The organism is Pluralibacter gergoviae ATCC 33028 = NBRC 105706 (assembly GCF_001598855.1).
Lineage (GTDB): Bacteria > Pseudomonadota > Gammaproteobacteria > Enterobacterales > Enterobacteriaceae > Pluralibacter > Pluralibacter gergoviae.
Genome location: NZ_BCZS01000028.1, coordinates 10,323 through 33,418, shown reverse-complemented (window position 1 = coordinate 33,418; position 23,096 = coordinate 10,323). Strand labels below are relative to the sequence as shown.

At 62.6% G+C, this 23,096-nt stretch carries 12 protein-coding genes and 1 pseudogene; 3 read left to right on the top strand and 10 right to left on the bottom strand.

The window, feature by feature from the left end:
* Nucleotides 1-96: 96 nt before the first annotated feature.
* From bcsC to bcsR, 5 genes are read right to left on the bottom strand one after another with little or no spacing between them, the layout of a single operon-like run.
* Nucleotides 97-3,408, bottom strand: coding sequence for a cellulose synthase complex outer membrane protein BcsC (gene bcsC, locus ENGE1_RS20880; RefSeq protein ID WP_048255045.1), 3,312 nt, complete (start codon nt 3,406-3,408; stop codon nt 97-99).
* A 6-nt stretch (nt 3,409-3,414) separates the two neighbouring features.
* Nucleotides 3,415-5,709, bottom strand: coding sequence for a cellulose biosynthesis cyclic di-GMP-binding regulatory protein BcsB (bcsB, locus tag ENGE1_RS20875; RefSeq protein ID WP_048255062.1), 2,295 nt, complete (start codon nt 5,707-5,709; stop codon nt 3,415-3,417).
* Nucleotides 5,710-5,719: 10 nt separating this feature from the next.
* Nucleotides 5,720-8,335 (bottom strand): UDP-forming cellulose synthase catalytic subunit, encoded by a 2,616-nt coding sequence (bcsA, locus tag ENGE1_RS20870; protein ID WP_048273382.1) that lies wholly within the window; start codon nt 8,333-8,335, stop codon nt 5,720-5,722.
* Nucleotides 8,332-9,072 (bottom strand): cellulose biosynthesis protein BcsQ, encoded by a 741-nt coding sequence (bcsQ, locus tag ENGE1_RS20865; RefSeq protein ID WP_048255048.1) that lies wholly within the window; start codon nt 9,070-9,072, stop codon nt 8,332-8,334. Before bcsQ ends, bcsA (ENGE1_RS20870) begins: the two co-directional genes overlap by 4 nt.
* Complete coding sequence (gene bcsR, locus ENGE1_RS20860) at nt 9,073-9,261, bottom strand: cellulose biosynthesis protein BcsR (RefSeq protein WP_043081093.1); 189 nt, start codon at nt 9,259-9,261, stop codon at nt 9,073-9,075.
* Between the two features lie 205 nt (nt 9,262-9,466).
* Here bcsR and bcsE point away from each other — a divergent pair.
* From bcsE to bcsG, 3 genes and pseudogenes are all read left to right on the top strand, one after another.
* Nucleotides 9,467-11,027 (top strand): annotated as a pseudogene (gene bcsE / locus ENGE1_RS20855) (cellulose biosynthesis protein BcsE).
* Complete coding sequence (gene bcsF / locus ENGE1_RS20850; protein WP_043081094.1) at nt 11,024-11,206, top strand: cellulose biosynthesis protein BcsF; 183 nt, start codon at nt 11,024-11,026, stop codon at nt 11,204-11,206. The pseudogene bcsE and the gene bcsF overlap by 4 nt, the downstream one beginning before the upstream one ends.
* Complete coding sequence (gene bcsG / locus ENGE1_RS20845; protein ID WP_048255050.1) at nt 11,203-12,849, top strand: cellulose biosynthesis protein BcsG; 1,647 nt, start codon at nt 11,203-11,205, stop codon at nt 12,847-12,849. The genes bcsF and bcsG overlap by 4 nt, the downstream gene beginning before the upstream one ends.
* Before the next feature lie 58 nt (nt 12,850-12,907).
* On the opposite strand, the gene ENGE1_RS20840 is transcribed toward bcsG, so the two are convergent.
* Genes ENGE1_RS20840 through bcsA (ENGE1_RS20820) form a run of 5 tightly spaced genes read right to left on the bottom strand, consistent with a single transcriptional unit; the run spans nt 12,908 to nt 23,085 of the window.
* On the bottom strand, nt 12,908-13,900 hold the full coding sequence (locus ENGE1_RS20840) for a glycosyl hydrolase family 8 (protein ID WP_043081097.1): 993 nt from the start codon (nt 13,898-13,900) through the stop codon (nt 12,908-12,910).
* A gap of 9 nt (nt 13,901-13,909) precedes the next feature.
* The gene (gene bcsD / locus ENGE1_RS20835; RefSeq protein ID WP_043081098.1) at nt 13,910-14,386 is read right to left on the bottom strand and encodes a cellulose biosynthesis protein BcsD; all 477 of its coding nucleotides are present in this window, start codon (nt 14,384-14,386) and stop codon (nt 13,910-13,912) included.
* Nucleotide 14,387: 1 nt separating this feature from the next.
* Nucleotides 14,388-18,425, bottom strand: coding sequence for a cellulose biosynthesis protein BcsC (locus ENGE1_RS20830; RefSeq protein WP_043081099.1), 4,038 nt, complete (start codon nt 18,423-18,425; stop codon nt 14,388-14,390).
* The gene (bcsB, locus tag ENGE1_RS20825; protein WP_048255051.1) at nt 18,425-20,959 is read right to left on the bottom strand and encodes a cellulose biosynthesis cyclic di-GMP-binding regulatory protein BcsB; all 2,535 of its coding nucleotides are present in this window, start codon (nt 20,957-20,959) and stop codon (nt 18,425-18,427) included. Before bcsB (ENGE1_RS20825) ends, ENGE1_RS20830 begins: the two co-directional genes overlap by 1 nt.
* On the bottom strand, nt 20,956-23,085 hold the full coding sequence (gene bcsA / locus ENGE1_RS20820) for a UDP-forming cellulose synthase catalytic subunit (protein ID WP_052097826.1): 2,130 nt from the start codon (nt 23,083-23,085) through the stop codon (nt 20,956-20,958). Before bcsA (ENGE1_RS20820) ends, bcsB (ENGE1_RS20825) begins: the two co-directional genes overlap by 4 nt.
* Nucleotides 23,086-23,096: the final 11 nt, after the last annotated feature.

The window sequence follows — 23,096 nt, the reverse complement described above, 5'->3', positions numbered from 1 at the left end:
TAACACAAATTAGCCCGGCATTTAGTGATTTTTGCCACATTATACGTCAACAAAGGGCAGAGAGAGACAGGCGCGCGCGTATTTAAGCCTATTCTGTTACCAGTCGGCGTAAGGGATGAGCGGCCTCGGCGGCATATCCATATCGCCCTGCCAGCCCGCCGCCGAGTAGCGTACGTACAGCAGGGCGTGGCTCGGGGTGTAATCCTTCGCTTCCTGGACATCAATCGCCGCGCCGACAAACCAGTTGGAGGTTACCCGCCGCTCAATCAGCGCGTGGGCGGTATAGCCCACGCCGGAGGAGGTACTGCCGTCGTCAACGAGCTGCCGTCCGGCGCTGCGGAAGTTATCCGGCAGCAGGCCGGGCTTCGGATAGCGCGGCTGGTCGTCGGTTTTCGAGTGCGACCAGGAGACCGAACCGCCCAGCTCCCACGACCAGTTCTCCGTGCGCTCGCGCCAGTTCACCGGCACCGCAAATGAGAGATACTGCTGCGGGCTGTAGTAGCCTCCCTTGCCGAGGGTGTAATCGCTGAGGTCTTTATCGTAGTGCCAGACCATGTTGTTGAGGCCCACCGTCACCCGGCGGTTATTGTCGTTAATGAGCTTATAGTAGTAGCCCGCCATCCAGCGCACGCGCCAGTTGTCTTCCACATTTTTGCCGGTGAGCGTATCCCCGCTGAGCGAGGCCCAGACGCCGTTGCGATCGCCCCGGTCGTAGCTCATGCTCACCCCGCCGCCGTCGGCGCGCACGCCGCCCCAGGTGGTTCCGGTATTGGTGTCGGTCTGGCCACCGAAGGCCAGCAGCGAGCTGGAGATGGGGCGCCGGTGCCCCTCGACGGTATAGCCGACGTGGCCGATGCTGTCGCTGTAGCTCAGGCCGCCGACCATATCTACCACGTCGAATCCCATCGGCGTGGTGCCGATGTCCATATTCCACGTCTGGTTGCGCCAGCCTACCGCCACGCTGGTGCCGGTATCGCGCTGGCGCGTGCTGCCGCCGCGGCACGGAAGGTCCCGGCAGGTGCCCCACTTCGGCGCGTAGACGCCGTTGTCGTCTGTTGAGAAGCGCCCGGCGTTCATGCTGACGAAATCGCTGCGAAAGAACATCCGCCCGTCGGCGAGCGGGGCATCCACTTCCAGCATGGTGGTATGCGCCTTGAGGTCGGAGTAGCCGCCGGTGCCGCTGGAGCCCCAGAAGTCGTGCTCAAGCGTCACGTTAAGATCCTGCTGGCGATAGAGGTCGGCGGCGTCGCTGCGAATGCCCCGCTTCAGCCAGTCGTCTTTTGCGTCATTGCGGGTCAGGCGGGTGAAGCCGTCATTATCCCGCGGGCGGTCTGGCGCGATACCCGCCGCCACCATCGCATCCTTATAGGTCTCCAGCGCCCGCTGCGGATTGCCCTGCTGGTCTTCCAGCCGGGCGGCGTCGCGCAGTACCATCGCACTCTCCATGGAGGGCGGCGCGGCCTTCGCCTTCGCCGCAATCTGGCGGAACCTGCGCGCCGCCCCCGCCTCATCGCCGGTGCGGGCCTGCACCAGCGCCATGCGCCGCTGCATATTGAGCGAAACCGCGCCAGGATCGATGCGCGACAGCTCCGCCCTGGCCGCCGTCGGCGCCTCGCCTTCGGCGTAAACTTCAGCCAGCCCGAGGTGGGCGTCGGCATTATCCGGCTCGCGGACCAGCGCCGCCCGGTAAAAGCCCGCCGCCGCCTCGCCGTCGCCCCGCTGCTGCGCCCAGTCGGCGAGCGTTAAATCGTAGCGAACGGCGGCCGGCTGCTGGCGCAGCAGGGCCACCGCCTGCGCTTCGCTGCCCGCGTCGCGCAGCTGATTAGCCCGCTGCAGGATAGCGCCCTGCCGCAGGCGCTGGTCCAGCTCGCGAATGTTGTCGTTCCAGCGGCTTTTCGCCAGGGTATTGAGATGCGCTATCGCCGCCGCGTCCCGGTCGCGCCCGGAGAGGTAGAGGCCAACCGCGTACACCTGCTGCGGATCGCCGGGTTTACGGCGGGCCAGATTGTCCATCAGGGCGTCCGCTTCGCGGTTTTCTCCGCGCTGCGAAAGATCCTTCGCCAGCCGGTAGGTGATCCACACGCTGTCGGGATCCTGAGCCAGCCGACGGCGCTGAATTTCCGCCGCCTGCGCCCAGCGCCCCTGGCTCTCCAGGGTTTCCGCCTGGCGGGCCAGCCGGTCGTCGGTCAGGCTGCGCTCGATGTCGTTGATGCTGCGCCGCTGGCGGGGAGAGAGGCCGTTAATGAACGCCGTCGCCTTGTCCGCCGACTGCTGGCGATAGATATTTGCCAGCCTGCGCACGGCGCTGCTGTTGCCGCTGTCCAGGCGCAGGGTTTGCAGATAGTAAGCCTCCGCGGCCGCGGTCTGCTGGCGCGCCAGGGCCACGTCGCCGAGGCCCAGCACCGCATAGCTATTGCCGGGATCGGTCCGCCGGGCCTGGCGGTAATAGCGCTCGGCCGCGGGGAGGTTATTCGCCTTCAGCGCCGCGTCGCCCCGGCGGATCAGCGGCCAGTAGATCTGCCAGGTCTGCGGTCGGCTGGCCTGCGCCTCAGCCACCCTTGCCGCGCGGGCCTGCCGCTCGGCGAGGGCGCGAAACTGCGGATCGGCCAGCTGTTTTTGCTGCGCTGCCAGCCGCTGGCGGGCGTCGTCGGCCTGCTCGCCGCTGTTAAAGACCTGCAAAAAGCGCTGCAGGGCCTTAACGCTGTCGGCGCTGGTCGGCTGGTTTTTGATCCGGTCGTACCAGATATCGGCGGCAGTATTACGCCCGCCGTTCGAGCGGGCCATCTGCTCAAGCAGCGCGTAGGCCTGCGGCTCGCGGTTATCGCGCAGCAGCATTCTCGCCAGCGTCGACTGCAGCTGCACGTTACCGGGCATTCTGCCGTTCAGCGCCTGCAGTTTGCCCAGCGCCTCGGCGCGCCGGGCGGGGATGCCGGCGACGGCGGTCCAGTACTCTGTCGCCAAATCGCCGTCCGGCGGCGGCCCGTTAAACAGCTTATCGTAGAGTGCCACGCCCTCCGGGACGTGCCCGGTGGCGACCTGCAGACGCGCCTGCTGCAGCGCCTGGCGGCCCGCAGGCGTGCCGACCTGCAGTTCGGCGCGCGCCGCCTGATAAATCGCCGCGTCCGCGCTCGCCTTTTGCAGCCGCGCGAGCTGCTTCTGCGCGCCGGCCAGATCGCCCTGACGCTGGAGATAGCGCATTCTGGCGGCAATCACCTGCGGATCGTCCGGGGCGATAAGCTCCAGGCGATAGAGGGACTGGCGCACCAGATCTTCCCGCTTGCTGGCCTCGCCCAGGCGGACCTGCTCAAGCAGCTGATCCTGCGCCGACGATGCGCCGTGCGCGGCGGGCAGCAGCAGACCGAAAGCCAGGGCAAGAAAACAGCTTCGCGATGCAATAACCCTTTTCATCTGCCGTTACTCGTCGTCCGCATCGAGACGGCGGCGGCTGAGGATGCGCAGCAGACGCCACAGGACCCAGGCCAGCAGCACCACGCTGATTGCCGCCAGAATGGCCAGCAGTACCGGATGCGTAGAGAGGGCAAACCAGACCCGCTCATACCAGGGCAGATGGCCGATATAGTAGACGTCGCCGACCCGCAGGCTGTTAACGCCCGATTCGCGGATCACCGCTACTGAGCCAAACATCGCCGCCCGCTTGCCGCTGTCGTTGAGCGCGCCGTTGAGCAGCTCAAAACCGCGCGGGCTGTCCGCCATAAAGGCAATGACGCTGCGCTGATCGCTGTACGGCGACTGGAAGCCAATGATGGCGGCCATCGGCCCGTTGGCGCTGACGGTGGTCTGCACCATCGCCTGGCGCTCCCGATCCGCCGGCGTAACGCTCGCCAGCTCGTGGTGGCGGGAAGGCGTCTTTACCCAGCTCTTCGCGGCATCTACCAGCAGGTCGATATGCTTATCGTCCTTTAGCGCCGGCGGAATGTTGCCGATCAGCAGGATGTCGGCATCCTGCTTCTGCATCTGCGCGCCGTCGCTGGTGATGTTCAGTTTCGCGCCGGTCAGCCCGGTCTGGCCGCCGACGGTCGCCACCACGTCCAGCAGGGTGCTCACCTGGCTGGCGGTCGGCGCCGGCGGCATGACGATCAGCGTCTCAGAGAGATCGGCCATCCGGCTGAAGGGGAAGCCGGCGTTGGCAAAAGCGCGCAGATCCGGCATCGCCATGAAGTGGTAGTAGTGCGAGAAGTCGATGGTCGAATCATCGCCAATCACCACGTAGTTTTTTACCGGCTGGAAGGTAATGCAGTTATCAATCGAGCCGCCCGGCATCGGGTTCATGTACTGAAAATCGAAGCGGATCTGGTTGGTCGCTCCCAGCCTCAGCGCCGGAATGGTGACCTCGCTTTTCCCGTCCAGCAGCCCCTGCACGATCGGCAGGTGCAGCAGCAGGCTTTTGGTATCCTGGGTTGAGCTGAGGCTCCAGGACTCGAGGAACTGGTTGTTGAGGCTGATATCCATCCGCGAACTGTCCTTAATCGCCGGCATGGTGTAGCGATACTTCAGGTCCATATCAATGCCGTTGCTGCGCAGCAGATAGAGGTCCGGGGGCAGATTGAGGGTCAGGTTAATGGAGGCCGGCTCCAGCCCCGAGGACTGCAGCTGCTCGTCATATTTTTTCAGCTCGCCGAAGGTGACCGGACGGTCGGTGCTGACCCAGTTTGGCGCATCGTAGGGCCTGCGCGGCTGCAGCGGCTTGATCTCATCCACCGTCACGCGGCTGCCGCGAAACAGAATATTGCCGGCGGCGATGCCCTGCGCGGCTTTCAGCAGATCGCTGTCATCGCGGCCAAACACCACCAGCAGCTTGACGTAGGGATTATCGGGGCTGTCCATCATCTCGATGGTCGGCGCCGCGACCGGCGGATGATCGCGCAGGAAGTCGGGCCGCCTGTCGTTGGTGGCGAAGACAATCGCATTGCTGGCAGGCACGGCGTTGTAGATAACCGGGAATGTCTGCCCGCGCCACTCGGCCTGCGCGCCAAACCACGAGGCGATGACCGCGGCGGCCTTCTGCTGCATGGTGTCCGGCGTTGCGGCAAAGACAAACGGCAGCGTCAGCTGGCGGCTGTCGCGGGCGTCAAAGAACGGCACCGGGAAGTGGGAGAGATCGTTTTTCACGTTCAGCTTCTGCACGTTCATCTCAAGCGAGGTTGCGCGGGCAACGTCCAGCCACAGCGTGGTGCTGGCCTGGTTTTCACAGACGTCGCGGTAGTGGCCGACGAACTCCAGCCGCACGTTGTTCAGATCGGTAATGTAGAGCGGATCGATAGGCACCTGGGCCATCACCTTTTTACCTAATTGCTCCTTCGTCACCGGCAGCACGCCCATCAGCTCGTCGTTGAGATAGACCTTCAGCTGCGACTCTACCGGCAGCAGCGAGGGCGACGGCGTATAAATCAGGTTCAGCACCGCGTTCGAGACCACTTCATCGCTGCGGGTGCCGAACTGCACATTGCCGTTGGGATTGGCCCCGCGCAGCGTCATGCTGCCCGGCGCCGGCGCTATCTGCGCAAAGCTGAGCTTCACGTCGCGGGAGGACGCGCCGTTGACCACCGGCGGACTGGCGGTGGCCGACATGGCGGTGGCCGCCGGCTCGTGAGCGGCATCCGCCGCCGCGGTCTCAGACCAGGACGCTGACGGGAGTAAGCTCCCTACCCCCATCGCCACGGCATACTTCCAGAATGTTTTGTTTTTCATCATCTTGTCATCATTGTTGTGCGAGTGCCTGAGCCGGCGCTGGCGTCGCGGCGCGCCGCTCGGGAGGGCGCGGCACAAACGACACGAACCAGGCGGTCGTGGCAAGGAGGAAACGGAAAAGATATTTCACCGCCGGCGGCGTGAATTCTGCCAGGTGGCGGTAGCCGTGGAAGCCAAGCCTCAGCACGTCAAACATGCTCTCAACCGGCTTATCTTCAGGAAAACTGTTCTGCCAGCGCGCCCAGGTATCGGCCCTGGCGAAGGTGCACTGCACGAAGTCGATGTGCTGGCGGGTGGTCATCGGCAGCAGGTTCAGCCCCAGCTCGCGCCCCATCACCCGGACCACCTTCGCCGGGAACATAAATTCCTGCTGCCCGCGTCTGAGCAGCAGCTTCACCTGCTGGCCCTCCACCACCAGGCTGTCGCCGTTGATGTGCAGGCCGACGCCGCCGTCGGAAAAATCGTGCAGCGTGCAGGAGAAGAGGTGGCCGTCCTGGCGGGCAATGGCCGCAGGCAGGTTGATCTCGACCCGATGGGAGCGGCGGATCTGCTTGCTCTCGACCGAAACGGCGACAGCGCCGCCGAGCACAATCAGGTTGTACATCACCCACAGCAGGCTTATCCAGACGGTGGGGATTTCATTCTCCGGACCGTAAAAGCAGCGCCAGATGCCGAAGGCAACGCCGAGCAGATTCAGCAGCACCAGCCCCAGATAGGGGCGGGAGATCACCCAGTCCACGTACTCCTCTTTAACCAGCCCGCCCTTTGCCGTGACGTTGAATTTGCCGATTTTTGGGTTGATCAGCGCCATCACGGTCGGCGGGGCGATATACCAGGCCAGCACCGTCTCATAGATTTCGCTCCAGAAAGAGTAGCGGTAGCGGCCCTGAATGCGCGACGTGGTAATACTGCCGTGAAGCATGTGCGGGATGACGAACAGGGCAATCATCAGTGCCGGGGCGTAGATGATGTAGGCGTGCAGCAGCAGAAACGCCAGCGGCGCGGTGAGAAACACCAGCCGCGGAATGCCGGAGAGAAAGTGCAGCATGGCGTTGGCGTAGCAGATGCGCTGGGCCATGGTCAGCCCCTTGCCGAGCAGCGGGTTGTCCATGCGAAAAATCTGCACCATCCCCCGCGCCCAGCGTATGCGCTGGCCGATGTGCGCAGAGAGGCTCTCCGTCGCCAGCCCCGCAGCCTGCGGAATACGGATATAGGCCGAGGTATAGCCCTTGCGGTGCAGGCGCAGAGAGGTGTGGGCATCTTCGGTGACGGTTTCTACCGCGATGCCGCCAATCTCATCGAGTGCGATGCGGCGGATAATCGCGCAGGAGCCGCAGAAGAAGGTGGCGTTCCACATATCGTTCCCATCCTGCACCAGGCCGTAAAACAGCGTGCCTTCGTTGGGCGTTTTGCGAAAGCGGCCCAGGTTGCGCTCAAAGGGATCCGGCGAGAAGAAGTGGTGCGGCGTCTGCATTACCCCCAGCTTACGGTCCTTCAGAAACCAGCCCATGGTCATCTGCAGGAAGGAGCGGGTGGGCACGTGGTCGCAGTCGAAAATCGCTACGTAATCGGCCTTCGCCCGGCTCAGGGCATTGTTGATGTTGCCCGCTTTTGCATGTTCATGGGTCGCGCGGGCGATATACTCCACGCCCACCTCCCGGGCAAATTCGCGGAAGGCCGCCCGCCCGCCGTCGTCGAGGATCCAGATGGTGAGCTTCTCTTTCGGCCAGTCGAGGCCGAGCGAAGCGTAGACGGTATTTTTAACCACCGACAGCTCTTCGTTATAGGTGGGAATGAAGATATCCACCGAGGGCCACTCTTCTGTCGACTCCGGCAGCGGCGCGGGCTTGCGGTTAAGGGGCCACACCACCTGGAAGTAGCCAAACACCAGCACGACCCACGCGTAGGTCTCGGCGACCAGCAGGATCAGGCCGCAGGTCAGGCTGACCGGATCGTCCCAGTTCAGCGTCGCGGTGTAGCGCCACCAGATGTAGCGGCAGGAGACGGTCAGCGAGAGCACGATGAGCATCAGGATCGAAAAACGACCGGGGATGCGCCGCACCAGCAGGGCAACGCCCCACAGCAGCAGCAGGAAAATAAACTGCGACAGCGGGTTGAACGGCTGGGTGACGCAGAGCAGGGCCAGCAGCAGCGAACCGCCCACCACGATACCGAGGAGTACCCGCCGCAGGCCGGGGCTCACGTCCTCCAGCGAACGTCCTTCCCGCTGGGCGATTTTACCGCTGACGCGCCCGGGCAGCAGATCCAGCCAGCCGTGATAGCGCGCCATTATCTCCCCCACCCGCTTCACGGCCCGGGGGCTTATCAGCCAGCCGTTTTGCGTCTGGCGTACCGCTATCAGCCAGAGGCTCTGAATAAGGTAGCGCAGGGGATCGAGCGGCCGCGGCCGGCGGGGATCGATATGCGGGTAGAGCGCGCGATGGTGGCTGCGGACCCGCTGCCACGGGCCGCGCTCGAGCGGCAAAAAGAGCCAGGCCAGCAGCACCCACAGGCAGCCGCAGAGCGCAGAAAACCACGAAGCGCGGCGCTGTCGCCCGGCGTCGTAGCGCAGGCGCAGGCTCTGCGCAACCTCCGCAGGTAGCAACAGGGCGGTCAGGCGGGTCACGATGATTTCTCCGCGCCGCCCGCCTGTGCCAGGCACCAGTTTGCCAGGGTCAGGATCTCTTCCGCCGCCAGCGCATCGAACCGGTATTCGCCCAGCGGCTGCTTGGCGGCCAGGCACTCGGCCACCGCCTCATCGCGATGAACAATCGTCGGCAGCAGGCGCGCCTGCGTTTGCGTCCACAGCTGGTAAAGGTCTTCCTGCAGCTGGCTGCCGGTGTTCAACATATTGACCAGCAGATGGCTCTTTTCCGGCAACACCTGCTGGTGAAGGCGAATGTGCGTGTTGGCATCAGGCGTCACCACGGTGAGATGGTAGTCGCAGGCATTGGCCAGCGGCAGAAGAGCGGGCACGGGTTCAGAGGGAAGATCGACCACAACCCAGCGATAGCCGCCCCGCTGATGCAGGGCATCAATAAGCGCCGGAAACGGCTCCACGGCTGACGACAGGGCGGGTAAATTGAGAGATTCGGCGGCAGAAAGTTTGCCAAATGACAGGAAATCGAGGCGCGAAGTGTAGCTCATTCCGGCATCCTGCCACGGCGTGCCGTCGATGAGCGCGCGCGCCCAGCCCGCATCGCGATGAATGTCATCATTGAAAAAAAAGCGCAGCATATTATTGGGACAGGCATCCACAACGATGGCGGACTCGCCCAGTACCTGCAGCGCCCAGCCCAGCGCGGCGGTCAGGGAGCTGGTGCCGACGCCTCCCCGCACGCCTTGTAATACCAGCACGGGCATTCAGATATCCTTATTTCGGCTAGCAAACTCTGATAATAGCGGCCAGCGCTGAAGCGCAGCGGCAAGATGCTCACTCTGAGATATATCATTGTAATTTATTTCGGCCAGCGAAAAGATCTGACTTAATACTAAAAAGTCATTTTGCATAGAATAGTCATTCGGGAGTTCCCGAGTTTTTTCCTCAGACATGGTTGTCAGTCCTTAGAGGGTATTACGCAAATAAGAAAAAATCCCATTAACACAGACAAGTGCAATAAAACCTCATAGCCAGGTGAGACGTCTGTGAAATTGGCGAGTATTCTATGACTGCCGTAGTTTAATTACAATATTAGTCCCCAATGACAGTTTTTACGAGTAGACTTAGCAGCAGACAATGTTGTGGATAGAGGGTAAGGTGACTCCAGTATTTTCTTTCGGGATCCAATCGTTATGGAGTGAGGTAAGCCATATGCCGGCTGGCGGCGTGTGGTGGGTTAACGTTGAGCGGCGTCAGGACGCAGTACGCCTGTTAAATCAAACGGTTGCCATGCAGGAAGAGCACGCCCGCGTCGCGGTAATTACGATGAGCGAAAATCCGCATCACATCGTAAAAATAGATCAAGATCAAGGTCCGCAAAAAATAGATTTATTTTCAATGCCCAATGAACAAGATAGTCTATACTTTTTACGCCGCGATCTTCTTTGCTCACTCAATCCGACTAATTACTTATTTATCATATTAATCGCCGATAGCATTTGGGAAAATATTCCATTAACGCGATTAAAACACTGGTTAAACAAAAACCAGCGCTGGGCCAGCGACTATCAGTGTTCGCTATTAATTTTAAATTACGGCACCGGTACCGATACCCGACAATCCGCGCTATTCAATCAGCATCAGTCTCTGTCCGGGCTTGCCCGCCTGCATTATCAGGGCGATAACCATCTCTTCGATATTACCTTCTGGCGTAATGAGCAGGGCGTCAGCGCCCACCAGCAGCTCACGATTATCAATATGGACGATCGCTGGTTAATTTCAGAGAATGAAATCGCCGACGTCCAGCCCAGAAGCGACGAACAGCAGGTGCTCTGTACGGCGATTGCGCTGGAAGGGGCGCCGCTGCTCTCTGAGTACTGGTCGGTTTTTGATTCCAATAGTGAACTGTTCAATGCCGCCCGCAGCGCCCAGGCGGCAACGCTGCTCTTCTCGGTGGAAACCATTGCCCAGATAGAGCCGCTGGCCCGCGAGATTCACACCCTGCGCCGCCAGCGCGGCAACGCCCTGAAAATCGTAGTGCGCGAGGTCATCGCCTGCCTGCGTACGCCGGACGAGCGGCTGCTGCTCGGCTGCGGCGCCAATCTGATCATTCCGTGGAATGCGCCCCTCTCGCGGGGGCTAACGCTGATTGAGAGCGTACAGCGGCAGCTGTTCCAGCGCCACGTCCCGGACGATCTGCGCCCGCTGCTGGAGATGACGCATCCCCTGGCGCTGCGCGGCTTTCAGAAATGGGATGACTTTTGCGACGGCGTGCTGAGCGTGCTGGATCACCCGCTGCTGGCGCCAGACACCCGGGGGGGTAATGGTTGCCCTGCGGCCGGTGCCCGGCCTGCGCGCCGAGCAGGCCCTGACGCTGTGCCGTCCGAGCCGTACCGGCGATATCGTAACGATCGGCAACAATACGCTGATCCTGTTTCTGGTGTTCTGCCGCATCAACGATATTGAAATCGCCCTTAACCACATTTTTCCGCTGCCCATCGGGGACATCTTTACCCACCGCAAAGTCTGGTACGAAGATCGTCAGCTTCGCAGCGAACTTATTGAGATGCAGGCGAACTCCGCAAAGGACTGGACGCCGCCGCTGCCGCCTACGGTGAAGAAAAGCGCGGTCATCAATGCGACCCACGACGGGCGCGGCTGGCGGCGCACGCCAAAGCCGCGCCGTCTGCTCGATGCTGAAGGGAGTTCCGGGAAATGATGTCCATCGCCGATATTATCCAGCTGGTGCTTCTCTGCGCGCTGCTCTTCATCCCGCTGGGCTACCTGCTGCGCAAGCACGCCAGGCGTATTGAAATTATTCTGCGGCTGACCTTCTTTCGGCCCCGATTTATCAAACCTGAAGGCGTTCTTCACCGGCAAGGCAAAAATAAAAAATGACCAACGCAACACATACGGCGCCCCGCTCCGCCTTCTGGCACTACTGGCGCGGCCTCTCGGGCTGGAATTTCTACTTTCTGGTCAAGTTCGCCCTGCTGTGGACGGGCTACCTTAACTTTCATCCGCTGCTGAATCTGATCTTTCTGGCGTTTCTGCTATTCCCCCTGCCCGGCCCGCGGCTGCACGCCTGGCGCAACCTGATCGCCATCATTCCCGGCATCGCCCTGTTCTGGCACGATACCTGGCTGCCGGGCCCGCAGAGTATTTTCAGCGAAGGCTCGCAGCTGGCGGGCTTCAGCGCCGATTATCTGCTGGACCTGGTTTCGCGCTTTATTAACTGGCAGATGGTCGGCCTGTTCTTTGTCCTGCTGGTGGCCTGGCTGTTTATCGCCCAGTGGCTGCGGGTAACGGTTTTCGTGGTGGCCATTCTGGCGTGGCTCAACATCAGCCCGCTGGTGGGCAACATCACGCTCGTGCCGCACGACGAGCCCGCAGCAGCCGTCACGACGGCGCCGGGCAGCGCACCGGCGGCTGCCGGCGATATTCCGGCGCAGACCGGGGCGCCCACGTCATCCGGGATAAGCGCCTGGCTCACCCGCTTCTATAACGCCGAAGCGCAGCGCCAGACGGCGTTTCCCACGGCGCTGCCCGCGGATGCCCAGCCCTTCGATCTGCTGGTGATCAACATCTGCTCCCTCTCCTGGGACGACATTGACGCCGCCGGACTGATGCAGCACCCGCTCTGGTCGCACTTTGATATCGTGTTTAAGCATTTTAATTCCGCCACCTCCTACAGCGGCCCGGCGGCGATACGCCTGCTGCGCGCCAGCTGCGGCCAGCCGTCGCACACCGCGCTCTACGCGCCCGCGGGCAAGCAGTGCTACCTGTTCGATAACCTGGCGGCGCTGGGCTTCAAATCGCAGCTGATGCTGGACCACAACGGCGTCTTCGGCGACTTCCTCAAGGAGCTGCGCAACGATGGCGGTATGCAGGCGCCGCTGATGGACCAGAAGGGGCTGAAGGTCGATTTGCAGGCCTTTGACAACTCGCCGGTCTACGATAATCAGGCGGTGCTCGACCGCTGGCTGGCGGGTGAAGGAGCCGCTAGCGGCGCGCGGACGGCCACCTTCTTTAATCTGCTGTCGCTGCACGACGGTAACCACTTCCCCGGCCAGAGCAAAACCGCCGACTACCGGGTTCGCGCCCAGAAGCTGTTTGACGAACTGGACAGCTTCTTCAGCGAACTGCAGAAATCGGGCCGTAAGGTGATGGTGGTGATCGTCCCCGAGCACGGCGCTGCGCTGCGCGGAGACAAAATGCAGGTCTCGGGACTGCGCGATATCCCCAGCCCGTCGATCACCAATGTGCCCGCCGCGGTGAAATTCTTCGGGATGCAGGCCCCCCATCAGGGACCGGCAATAGAGATAGACGCTCCCGCCAGCTATCTCGCCATCTCCGAGTTGGTGGCCCGCGCGGTGGACGGCAAAATGTTTACCGCCCCAAACGTTAACTGGAGCGCCTACACCGGCGGTCTGCCGCAAACCGCGCCGGTCTCCGAGAACGCCAACGCGGTGGTGCTCCAGTATCAGGGTAAACCCTATGTCCGGCTCAACGGCGGCGACTGGGTGCCCTACCCGCAGTAACCGGCAAAAAAAATCCGGAGAGGAAACCCTCTCCGGATGATAGCCGCTTCTCCTGCGCCTACTGCGGCGCCATCTTCTGCGCCAGAGAGGCCAGAATTTTCAGGCTCGCCGAGTAGTAGTCATCCTTCGCGGTAATGTAGGGATTCTCAACGTTGCTGCCCAGCGTCAGGTCGCGAACCGCCAGCAGGCCTTCATTCATTGAATAGGGCGACATATCGCTGGTGTAGACGTTAACCCACGCCGGCGTTTTACTGCGGGAAAAGCCCTGCCACCAGTTGCGCCAGGGCGTCAGCAGCGGGCTCTTAGGGTCCTGCCAGTAGATATACATCGGGATGCGCACCGCGTCATAGCTCATGCGCGGCGGCCAGCCCTGGGCGGGCGCCAGCTTGCCGTCGGCGCTCAGCGTCACCCAATCGCTGGGCAGGTGCGAACTGCCCCAGTCCATTTTGGGGAGCAGCTTTTTCGCATCGCTGCCGAGGTCGCGCCACGCCACCAGGTGCGAGCGCTGATAGAAGGCCTGCCAGGCCGGAAAGATGAAGTAGGACGGGTTGAGATTAACTTTATCGCCGAGGTTAAACCCCTGCGCGCCGGGAAGCATCAGGCGATAGCCGGCAAAGGTGATAACCGCATGCTTGAGCAGCGATCGGGTGATGGCGTCGGAGGCCTTGCCGTAGGCCGGTTCCTGCCAGCGCTGCCCGGCGCGCAGCAGCGCCCAGGCAATCATCGTATCGCCGTCGGTGGCGTTGTTGCGGTCGGCAACGGGATTGGCCGCGCCGGGCGTGTAGCGCCAGTAGAACAGGCCGTTCTGCTTGTTGCGCAGGGTCTTGTCCGTCCACTGCCAGAGTTTATCGAAGCTCTGACGATCGTTATTTTCCACCGCCATCACCATGGCGAAGCCCTGGCCCTCGGTGTGGGAGACGCCGCCGTTGCCGGTATCGACAATGCGGCCGTCCGGCTGCAGAAAGCGGGATTTATAGCTTTCCCAGGCCGCGTCCGCGTGGGCGAAAGAAGAAAACATGAGCGTTGCCGCAATCAGAATGCGCACCAGCATATTGGGGACTCACTGTGGGTTAATGTAGCGAAACTGCACGTCAGAGGCGGAGTAAATCCGCTCCCGCTGAACCATCAGGTGCGCGCCACCGCCCTGCGTCAGCAGCCAGCGCGAATACATGCCCTCCAGTATTGCACAAAAAGCGTTACACCAGCGCATCTGCCGGTCCGGGTCGCGGCTCACTGGGATCGCCTGATGGTGCAGGGTAATGCCGCTATCGGTCACCTGAAGCTCTACCACGCCCCACTTAAACAGCGTCAAAAAGTGGTTAATGTTGGCTTCCAGCTCGCCGACCGTTTCTGATTCAGGCAGCGGCCACTCCTGGGCCAGCGCATCGCCCATCTGGTGCAGAAACGGCTGGCTTTCGACCTCGCCGGCATTGCGCACCATGCCGTCAACCATCAGGGTTAACAGATCAAACCAGCCGGCAGGCGTCTGCTGCTGCTGAAACCAGGCCGAAACGGCGGATGAGGCGCTTCCCGTCATATCAATTATCTCCCAGCATGTAGCGGAAATAGAGGCCCGCCGTGCTTTCGTTGTAGTCGCCAAAGGTGTCATAGCCGAGCTGGCCGCCGATGGTCATCTGTTTATTCACTTTATAATCTGCCCCGGCGCGAACGGTATAGCCCACGCCGCTCTCGTTGCTGCTGTCATAGTAGGCCTCTTTGGCAAAACCGCCCGCCACCGCATTTTCCAGCGCATTCTGCCAGCTGGATTTGGTCGGGAAGTAGGGGCTCTTGTCTTCGCTGTAGGACTGATAGCCCACCGAGCCGCCGAGGCGCAGCGTCCAGTTGTTGAATTTCTGCGAGAAATCGACCGGCAGGGAGACGCTGACGTAGTTCTGCGGGCTGAAGTAGCCGCCCTGACCGTAGGTGAAGTAGCTGAGGTTCTTGGAGAAGTCCATGTAGCTCATGTTAATCCCGGCCTGCACGGTGCGGTAATCATCGTGCCACGGGCGCATGTAAATCCCGGCGCTGGCGTTGACGCTGTCGTTGGTCTTCACGTTCGAGCCGGTGTAGCTATAGCCGCCCGCGCCCACGTAGAAACCCGCGTCGCCGTCGTCGTAGCTGAGCTGCGCCATGCCGCCGTTTTTGGTGACCCGGCCCCAGCGCTTGCCGGAGTAATCATCCTTAAGACCGACGTAGGAAAGCAGGCTGTCGGTCAGGGAGCGGCGCTCCCCGGTCAGGATCAGCGTCAGGTAGTTGGTCAGCTTCGGCGACCACTTCACGCCGCCCACAACGGTGCTGAGATCTTCGCCGAGCGGCGTGCTGCCGATGTCGACTTTATAGCTGTCGCCGCTGAGCGCCATATTGACCTCAACGCCGTTGCCCTTCTGCGAGCCGGTCGAGACGTCGCCGGGATCGTCAACGTTCGGCTTGTTGTTCGACGCGGCGAGGAACGAGGCCACCTGGCCGTTGTCGTAGCGCCCGAGCTTCGCCAGGTTTTCCATACCGGTATCGGTAAGCACGTTGAGATCGGCGCCGTCCACCGGCCCCATTTCCGACAGCGCCTTCGCCCCCGGATTGGCGGCAAAATACTGTTGACGCTGATCCTCGGTCATCGCCGCAATCGCCTTCTGCTCATTGTTTATCGTCGAGGCAAGGTTGGAGGAGGCGTTGGCCAGCGGATTCGAACCGGAGCGCCGCCAGGCGTCGCCCTTGGCGCTGCCCGCGTTGAGGGTGATCGGCGTGACCGTAAAGTCCAGCCGCGACTCGCCAAACGGCGACGAAGACCAGGTCAGGGGCGCCTTCAGCTCGCGCAGTTTACTGTTGCCGGATTCGCCGTCGCGGCTGCGCGCCATCGGATTGGCCTGCAGCCAGGTGCCGGTCTTCTCCTCCATCTGCTCGATCATGTTATCGACCTGGCGCAGCGTCCGGGTCTGGGCGGTTTCTACCGGAAGATCGGTGCGCTGAATGCCGGGCAGCACCGTCGAATCAGCCGACGTCTGGCCGACCTGCCAGGGCATAATGGCCCCGTACTGCGAGGCCACTCTCTGCGGCTGCGGGGTTTTTGAGGTGCTGATGAAAGGGTTGTCCGCCATCAGCAGGCCGCCGATGCTCGGCGTACCGGCGCCGTTGCTGGAGGAGAGCCCCACCAGCCGCCCGCGGGCGTTGCGCAGGTAGGTCATCGCCTGCTGGTGATTGCCCTGCGCCTCTTCGACCCGCGCCAGCAGCAGCAGGCGGTCCGGCGTGTTGTTGTTGCGCAGGCCCTTCGCCAGCGCAGCGGCCTTGTCGTTGTCGCCGGCGGCCAGCGCAATATCGATAGCGCCCGAGCGCGCGGCCTGATCCGGCGTGTCGCGGGTCATCAGATAGTCGTAGACCACCCCGGCCTCTTTGTTCATTTTGCCGCTCTGATAGAGCCGCGCCATGGCAAACATCAGATCGGTATTCTGCGGATCGTTTTGCAGGGCGCCCATCAGCCTGTCGTAGGCGGTGGCGTAGTTGCCCTGCTCGCGCAGGCGGTCGGCCTCCTGAATAACGTAGCCGTTGCGGATCCCCGCCAGCTGCGTCGGCGTGCTGTCCGCCTGCAGCGTCGGGTTGGAGACCAGCGCCTGGGCCTCGCCGGTCAGCCCGGCCTGGTTGAGCACGGTAATCTGATCGGCGTAGTCGCCGACGTTGCCCTTCACGCCGCGGCTGATATTACCGTGCACCAGCGAGACGGCGGTATTGAGATCGCCGCTGTCCGCCAGCAGGCGCGCCAGTTTGCCGACGTCCGCCGGATCGTCCGGCGGCGTGCCGGAGAGGGCCTTGAGGGTGTTAACTGCCGCGATATTGTTGCCCTGAGCCAGATAGTTCTGGGCCGTCGCCATCTGCAGATTGAAGTTGACCCGCTGGCGCAGGCTGCGCATCGGCGCCGTCTGGCTGCGGGCGGGAATGCGCGCCAGCAGCGTCTGCGCCTGCTGCCAGCCGTCGTTTTCGCTGGCAAACAGCGCCGCGGCGTACAGCGAACTGCTGCTGGCGCCGGGCCGCCAGGCCTGGGCCATCAGGGAAGAGGCCTCGTTGCTGGCGCCCGACTTTTGCAGCAGGCGGGCCAGATCGAGGCGCATCCAGACGTCGTCCGGATAGCGCGACACGCCCTGGCGCAGGGTAGCAATGGCCTGCGCGGTATTACCGCCGGCGGCCTGCTGCTGCGCCAGGCGGCGCACGCCGTCGCCGGGCGCGCCGGTGGCGCCGGGCCGCGGCTGCAGCCGGTTCTGCAGGCCCTGCGGCAAGGTTTGCAGCACCTCCTGGGCCTCGGCGGATTTATTCTCCGCCCGCAGGACGTAGTAGAGGTTCTCCTGCGCCGACGCGTTGCCGGGATCTTCCTCCAGCAGCGCGCGCAGGGTCTGCTCGGCCTGGGGATAATTTTTGCTCTGCCGCAGCACGTCGGCGCGGAACAGCTTCGCCGCCGTGCCGCGCTTGCCGCTCTGGGCCGCCAGAGACTCGGAGAGCGCCAGCGCCTGGGCTACGTTGCCCTGCTTAAAGGCGGTCTGCGCTTCGGCCAGCTGGCCGTAGAACTGGGCGTCGGCCGCCTGCTCGCCGCGCTCGCCCGAGGCGCTGCCGCCCTGCTGCGCCGCGCGCTGGAGATAGTCGGCCGCCGCTTTATAGTCGCCGCTGCGCTGGGCGGCGTAGCCCATCCCCGCCAGCGCGTCGGCGTCGTTGGGGTTCGCCTGCAGCACCTGCTCGAACTGGCGCTTCGCCGCGTCGGTGTTGCCGCTGTTGAGATCGCTATAGCCCTGGCCTTTGGCCTGGCCGCCGATGTGCTCGCGGTAGTACGCCAGCACGTCGTTGTCCTGCGGGTGGCGCTGCATCCACAGATTGTAATACTGCTGGTCGCTCTCTTTCGGTCCCAGCCACAGCAGCGCCTGGCGCAGCCCGGCGTCGGCGTCTTTGCTGCCGCTGGCCATCTGCTGCAGCATCTCGATGCCGTCCCGGCGGGTATTCTCCCGCCAGGTGAGCATTTTACCGAGCGCCACCTTCGAGGCCGTATCCTGCGGATTTTGCGCAATGAAGTTTTGTATCTCGCTGACCGCCTGCGGATAGAGCGATTTATCGCTGGCCATGGTCATGTAGTATTCGGCGGCCAGCCCCGCCGGCGGCACGCTGCCGTTAAACATGCCGCGCCAGGTTTCCAGCGCCGCCGGTACGTTGCCGCTGCGCGCCTGCCTGCGGGCCAGGGTCAGCTGGCCCTGCGGCACCTGCGCCAGTTTGCGGGCGTTCTCCAGCTCCTGCAGCCCGGCGCTATTGGGCGCCGCTTTGGTCAGCCGCTCGCGCCAGCGGGACGCCTCCTGCATATCGCCGTTCTGCTGCGCCCAGAGGGCCAGCAGGTAGAGCGCCTGCGCGTTGTTGGGCTCCACCATCAGCACTTTCTGCAGCGACTGCGCCGCCAGCTCGTCGTGGGACTTGCCGTGCCAGTAGTTGGCCTGATCGAACAGGGCCTTCAGCGCCGCATCGTTAGGGCCGGCCAGCGCGAGGTCTGAGAGGCCCAGCGACAGCGAGATCGAGAGACACAGGGTGGAGAACCTGCGGGTTTTATTATTTTTCATTATTCATCATCCCCCGGATTCAAACGCTTATGAGCATGCTGTTTGAACATCGCGGTCAGGGCCAGACCGATAATCGAGGTCATCAGCAGCGCCAGAATGGCGAGGAAGCCCGAGTGCTGGTTGGCATACCAGATGACCATCTGATACCAGGGCATCTGTCCGCTCGGGAACTGCGGCGCGACCTGGAAACTGCGCACGTTATCGTTAGTGATAATCGCCGTGTCGCCGCGAATGCTGGCGTTAATGCGCGCCGAGCTGAGATCGCCGTTAAGGTGTCCGAGCTGCTCGTCGCTGCTGCCGAGCGCCACCACCACCACCCGTTCGCTGTTCCACGGCGAGCGGTAGCTAATAAAGCCGCGCCAGGCGTTGTTGGAGGAGAGGTAGCGGTCCGCCTCAAGGGCATCAATATTCCAGTCGCCGAGCAGCCAGCGCTGCGCTTTTTGCCACAGCGTCTGGTTACGCACGCTGAGGGTGCTGTCGCTGACGTAATAGGGCGAATCATCGAGCAGGCTCTGGTTAAACAGCTTCTGATCGAGACCGCTCACCGCCAGCACGTCGCGCTGGCGCAGGTACTCCAGACTGGCGCCGCCGGAGGGTATGCCCATCACCACCCGGTTATTGCCCAGCACGGTTCCCGTCGCGGTGCCGGAGCGGGCGGCCATATTCAGCAACGTGCCCACCTCCGTTTCCGATGGCCTGTCCGGCAGCAGCAGCAGCGTCTGCGAATAGTCGGCCAGGCGGCTGAACGGGAAGGAAGCGCCGACAAAGTAGGAGAGATTCGGCAGCATCGAGAAGTGCCGGGTATGGCTCAGGTCGATCCACGAATCCTCGGCAATGCGGCTCTTAATGTTGTTATTCAGCAGCACATTGCACGGCGCATTGTCTTTCGGCACCACGTTGAAGTAGAGCTGCAGCTGGTTGTCGCCGTAGATCAGATAGGGCGCCAGCGGAATGGTCAGCTTTTCCTGGCGCGCGTCGCCGCCGAGGCGGCGCCACAGCGACTCCAGAATGCCCTGTTTGATCATCGGCAGGTTGCGCAGGAAGGTATTGTTCAGCGTCACGCTCAGCTGCGAGCGCTGCTCGTTGATCCAGCTCTCCGACGGGAAACGGTAGCTTATCTGCAGCGGAATGCTCTCGCCGTCCCACAGATAGAGGTCCGGCGCGGCGCGGAAAGCGACGCGCAGCGGTTCGTGCCAGACGCCGCTGACCGTCATGCTCTGGTCTTTACGCAGCAGCTCGCTGATTTTGACCGGCCTGTCGGTAGTTATCCAGCGCGGGGCGTCGTAGGGCTTGCTCAACGGAACGGTCTGTGCCGCCACCTCCAGGCTGCCCGCCTGCGGCGCAAAATCGCCGCGCGTCAGCCGCCAGGCCGCCGCCCGCAGGGCGTTGTCGTCGCTGCCGACGATCAGCAGCAACTTGTAGACCGGGTTATTCGGGTTATCAACGATGCGCAGCAGCGGCTTGCTGGTCTGCGGCAGCGTCAGCTCGCCCACCTGCTCGCCGGGATGGCCAATCACGATGCCGTGCTTTTCCGGCAGCTTGTTACGCAGCGCATTGAAGGAGATACCGCGATAGTCGGTCTGGATGCCGAACCAGGAGGAGACCAGCGCCGCGGCGCTCACCTCTTCGCTGCTCATCTTTTCCGGGAAGCTGATGCTGATGCTGGCGGGCGTCATCTGCATATTGTCGAAGAAGGGGCGCGGGAAGTGGCTTAAGTCAGCCCCTACGTCCAGCTGCTGCCCCTCCCAGGAGAAGCGGGACTCGGGCAGGATCGTGACGCCATAGCGGTTGGTCAGATCGCGCATGCACTGCTGGGCGTCGCCGTCGTTAATGCGAAAGCTCAGGTTGTTGCTTGAGACCATCAGCGGGCCCGGCACGTCGAGCTGGTAGTGGGAGACGTCGTCCCCTTCCGCGCCGAGCGGTACACTGCCCAGCGACTGGCCGTTAAGCATCAGCTCAAGCGTGGCGTTGCGCGCCGCCATCTCCGGGGTCACTTTAACGTCCAGCCGCAGCTGGGCGCTGGTGACCACCTGGTCGCCGGGAAGGGTGAAGTTGGCGCCGCCGAGCAGCTGGCCGCCGCTCAGCTGCACGCCTTTCGGCATGCCCATCTGCGCAAAGGTCAGGCTGCTGACCACCGTCGGCGCGAGGCCGGCGGCGGCAGGCTCGGCGGCGCTATCGCTGACCGGCGGCAGCGCCGGAGGCGCGTCGGGCGGCGCGGCGCTGGCGTCGGATGCGGCAGGCGCCGGGGTTACCGGCGTATCGGCGGTTGAGCCGGCGCCAGCAGCTGGCGCAGCCGTACCGGTAGCCGGTGGCTCGCCGTTTGCTGCGGCAGCAGGTGCTGAGGTAGCCGCCTCGGCGGCGGCCGGGGCCGCAGGCGCGCTATCGCCCGCGCCTTGCCCGCTGGCGGGACTGTTATCGGGAACCAGCGACGGGAAGCTGAGCGTGCGCTCCTCCTGCGGCGCAGCCTCTTCACCGTGCAGCGGGGCGGTCAGCAGGCTGCCTGCCACCAGCGTCAGAAGCGTCAGGCGTCTCATAGTCCACCCTCTTCTTCTGCGGTTGCCGCAGCGCGGGCGACGGCGGCGGTGCGCCGCAGGCGTCGGTTCTCTCTGCGCGTTTTCCAGCTCAGCCAGAACAGCTCAAATACCGATTTCAGAATGGTGCCAAAGGAGCGGAAAGGGTTGTCCTGCGGGCGCGGCGGCTGGATCCACGCATCGGCGCGGGCAAGCACAACGCGCACCAATTCGCGGCGGCGGCTAAGCGGAATATCGGCATCAAACATCAGGCGAATAAAACGATCGTCGGAGGAGACCATCTTCGCCGGGATCGAAATCGAGCCCGACTCAAGCATCAGCTCCACCTCCTCAACGGCATCCGTCAGGTGCCTGTCGTCCGGCGCCTGAATGCGGCAGCCGCCCATGGAGAGGTCAACGCTGGCGCTGCGGGAGACCACGCCGCTGGCGTAGTGGATCAGTACCGGGATGCTGACGTCAATGCGGATGGTTTTGCGCACCTGGCGGGTTTCCCGCGCCACCGCAATCGCCGCCAGCAGGAAGATAAGGCTGTACAGCCCCCAGCCGACGTTGAGCGCAATAACCCAGGGGTCAACGTCAAAATATTGATAGCCCACGGCGCGGGTAATACCGGCGATGATGGCGATGCCAAGCAGCGTGGCGACAATAATGTGTGGCCGCACCACGCGGAAGTCGAAATAGCCGACGTCCAGCAGCGCCCCTTTGTCGGTAACGTTGAATTTACCGCGCTTGGGGAAAATCATGGTGATCATGGTGGGCAGAACCAGGTGGAACGCCAGCACGATATCGTAGATTTCGCCCCAGAAGCTGTAGCGATAGCGCCCGTTCATCCGCGAGCCGACGTAGATGGCGAGGAACAGGTGCGGCAGCGAGTAGGCCATAATCTGGGCCGCCGAGGCGTGAATAATGTTGAGGTTAAACAGCAGGTACGCCAGCGGCGCGGTGACGAACACCACCCTCGGCAGGGCAAACTGGTAATAGAGCATGGCGCTGAGGTAACAGCAGCGCTGCTGGAAGGTCAGCCCGCGCCCGAGAAGCGGATTATCGACGCGGAAAATCTGCGTCATGCCGCGCGCCCAGCGGGTACGCTGAATCACGTGCAGCACCAGGCGCTCGGTGGCGAGGCCCGCCGCCAGCGGAATGGCGAGGAACGATGACTTCCAGCCCAGGCGCTGCATTTTCAGCGCGGTGTGCGCATCCTCGGTGACCGTTTCTACCGCAAAGCCGCCGATCTCATCCAGCGCGGCGCGGCGGATAACGGCGCAGGAGCCGCAGAAGAAGGTGGCGTTCCAGTTGTCGTTGCCCTTCTGGATCGGACCGTAAAACAGCATCCCTTCGTTGGGAATATTGCGCCCGACCGAGAGGTTGCGCTCAAACGGGTCCGGGGAGTAGAAGTAGTGCGGCGTCTGCACCAGCGCCAGCTTCGGATCCTCCAGGAAGCCGCCGACCGTTGATTGCAGGAACATGCGCGTCGCCACGTGATCGCAGTCGAACACGCAGATAAGCTCCCCTTTGGTGAGCGTCATGGCGTGGTTGAGGTTACCGGCCTTCGCGTGGTTGTGTTCGGCGCGGGTGATGTAGCCCACGCCCACGTCGGCGGCAAATACCGCAAACTCGCTGCGCGAACCGTCATCAAGAATATAGATTTTCATCTTGTCGCGCGGATAGTCGATGCACTGCGCGGCGAGCACGGTATCGCGCACCACGTCCAGCGGTTCGTTATAGGTAGGAATATAAACATCGACCGTCGGCCACGTCGACATATCATCCGGCAGCGGCACAATCCCGCGATTGAGGGGCCAGACGGTTTGCAAATAGTTAAGCAGAAGCATCACCCAAATATAAATTTCCGCGATAAATAGCCCCAGACCGAGGATCGTTTCTATTTCGGAATTAAAGTGCAGGGTTTGCGTCAGGCGGAAATACATATAGCGGGTGGACATCAGTAGCGATGTCACGACCATAATGACTGAAATACTGCGTTTTTTACTAATGCCAAGCAGCAGCAAAATACCAATACTGAGCAAGCCAAAAATAAACTGTTTTTCACTGTCCATCGGCGTCGTGATGATCAGCAAGGCGACCGGCGTCAGTGCCAGCATCAGCATCCAGAAAAGAAACTTTTTCATATGTGGCCCTG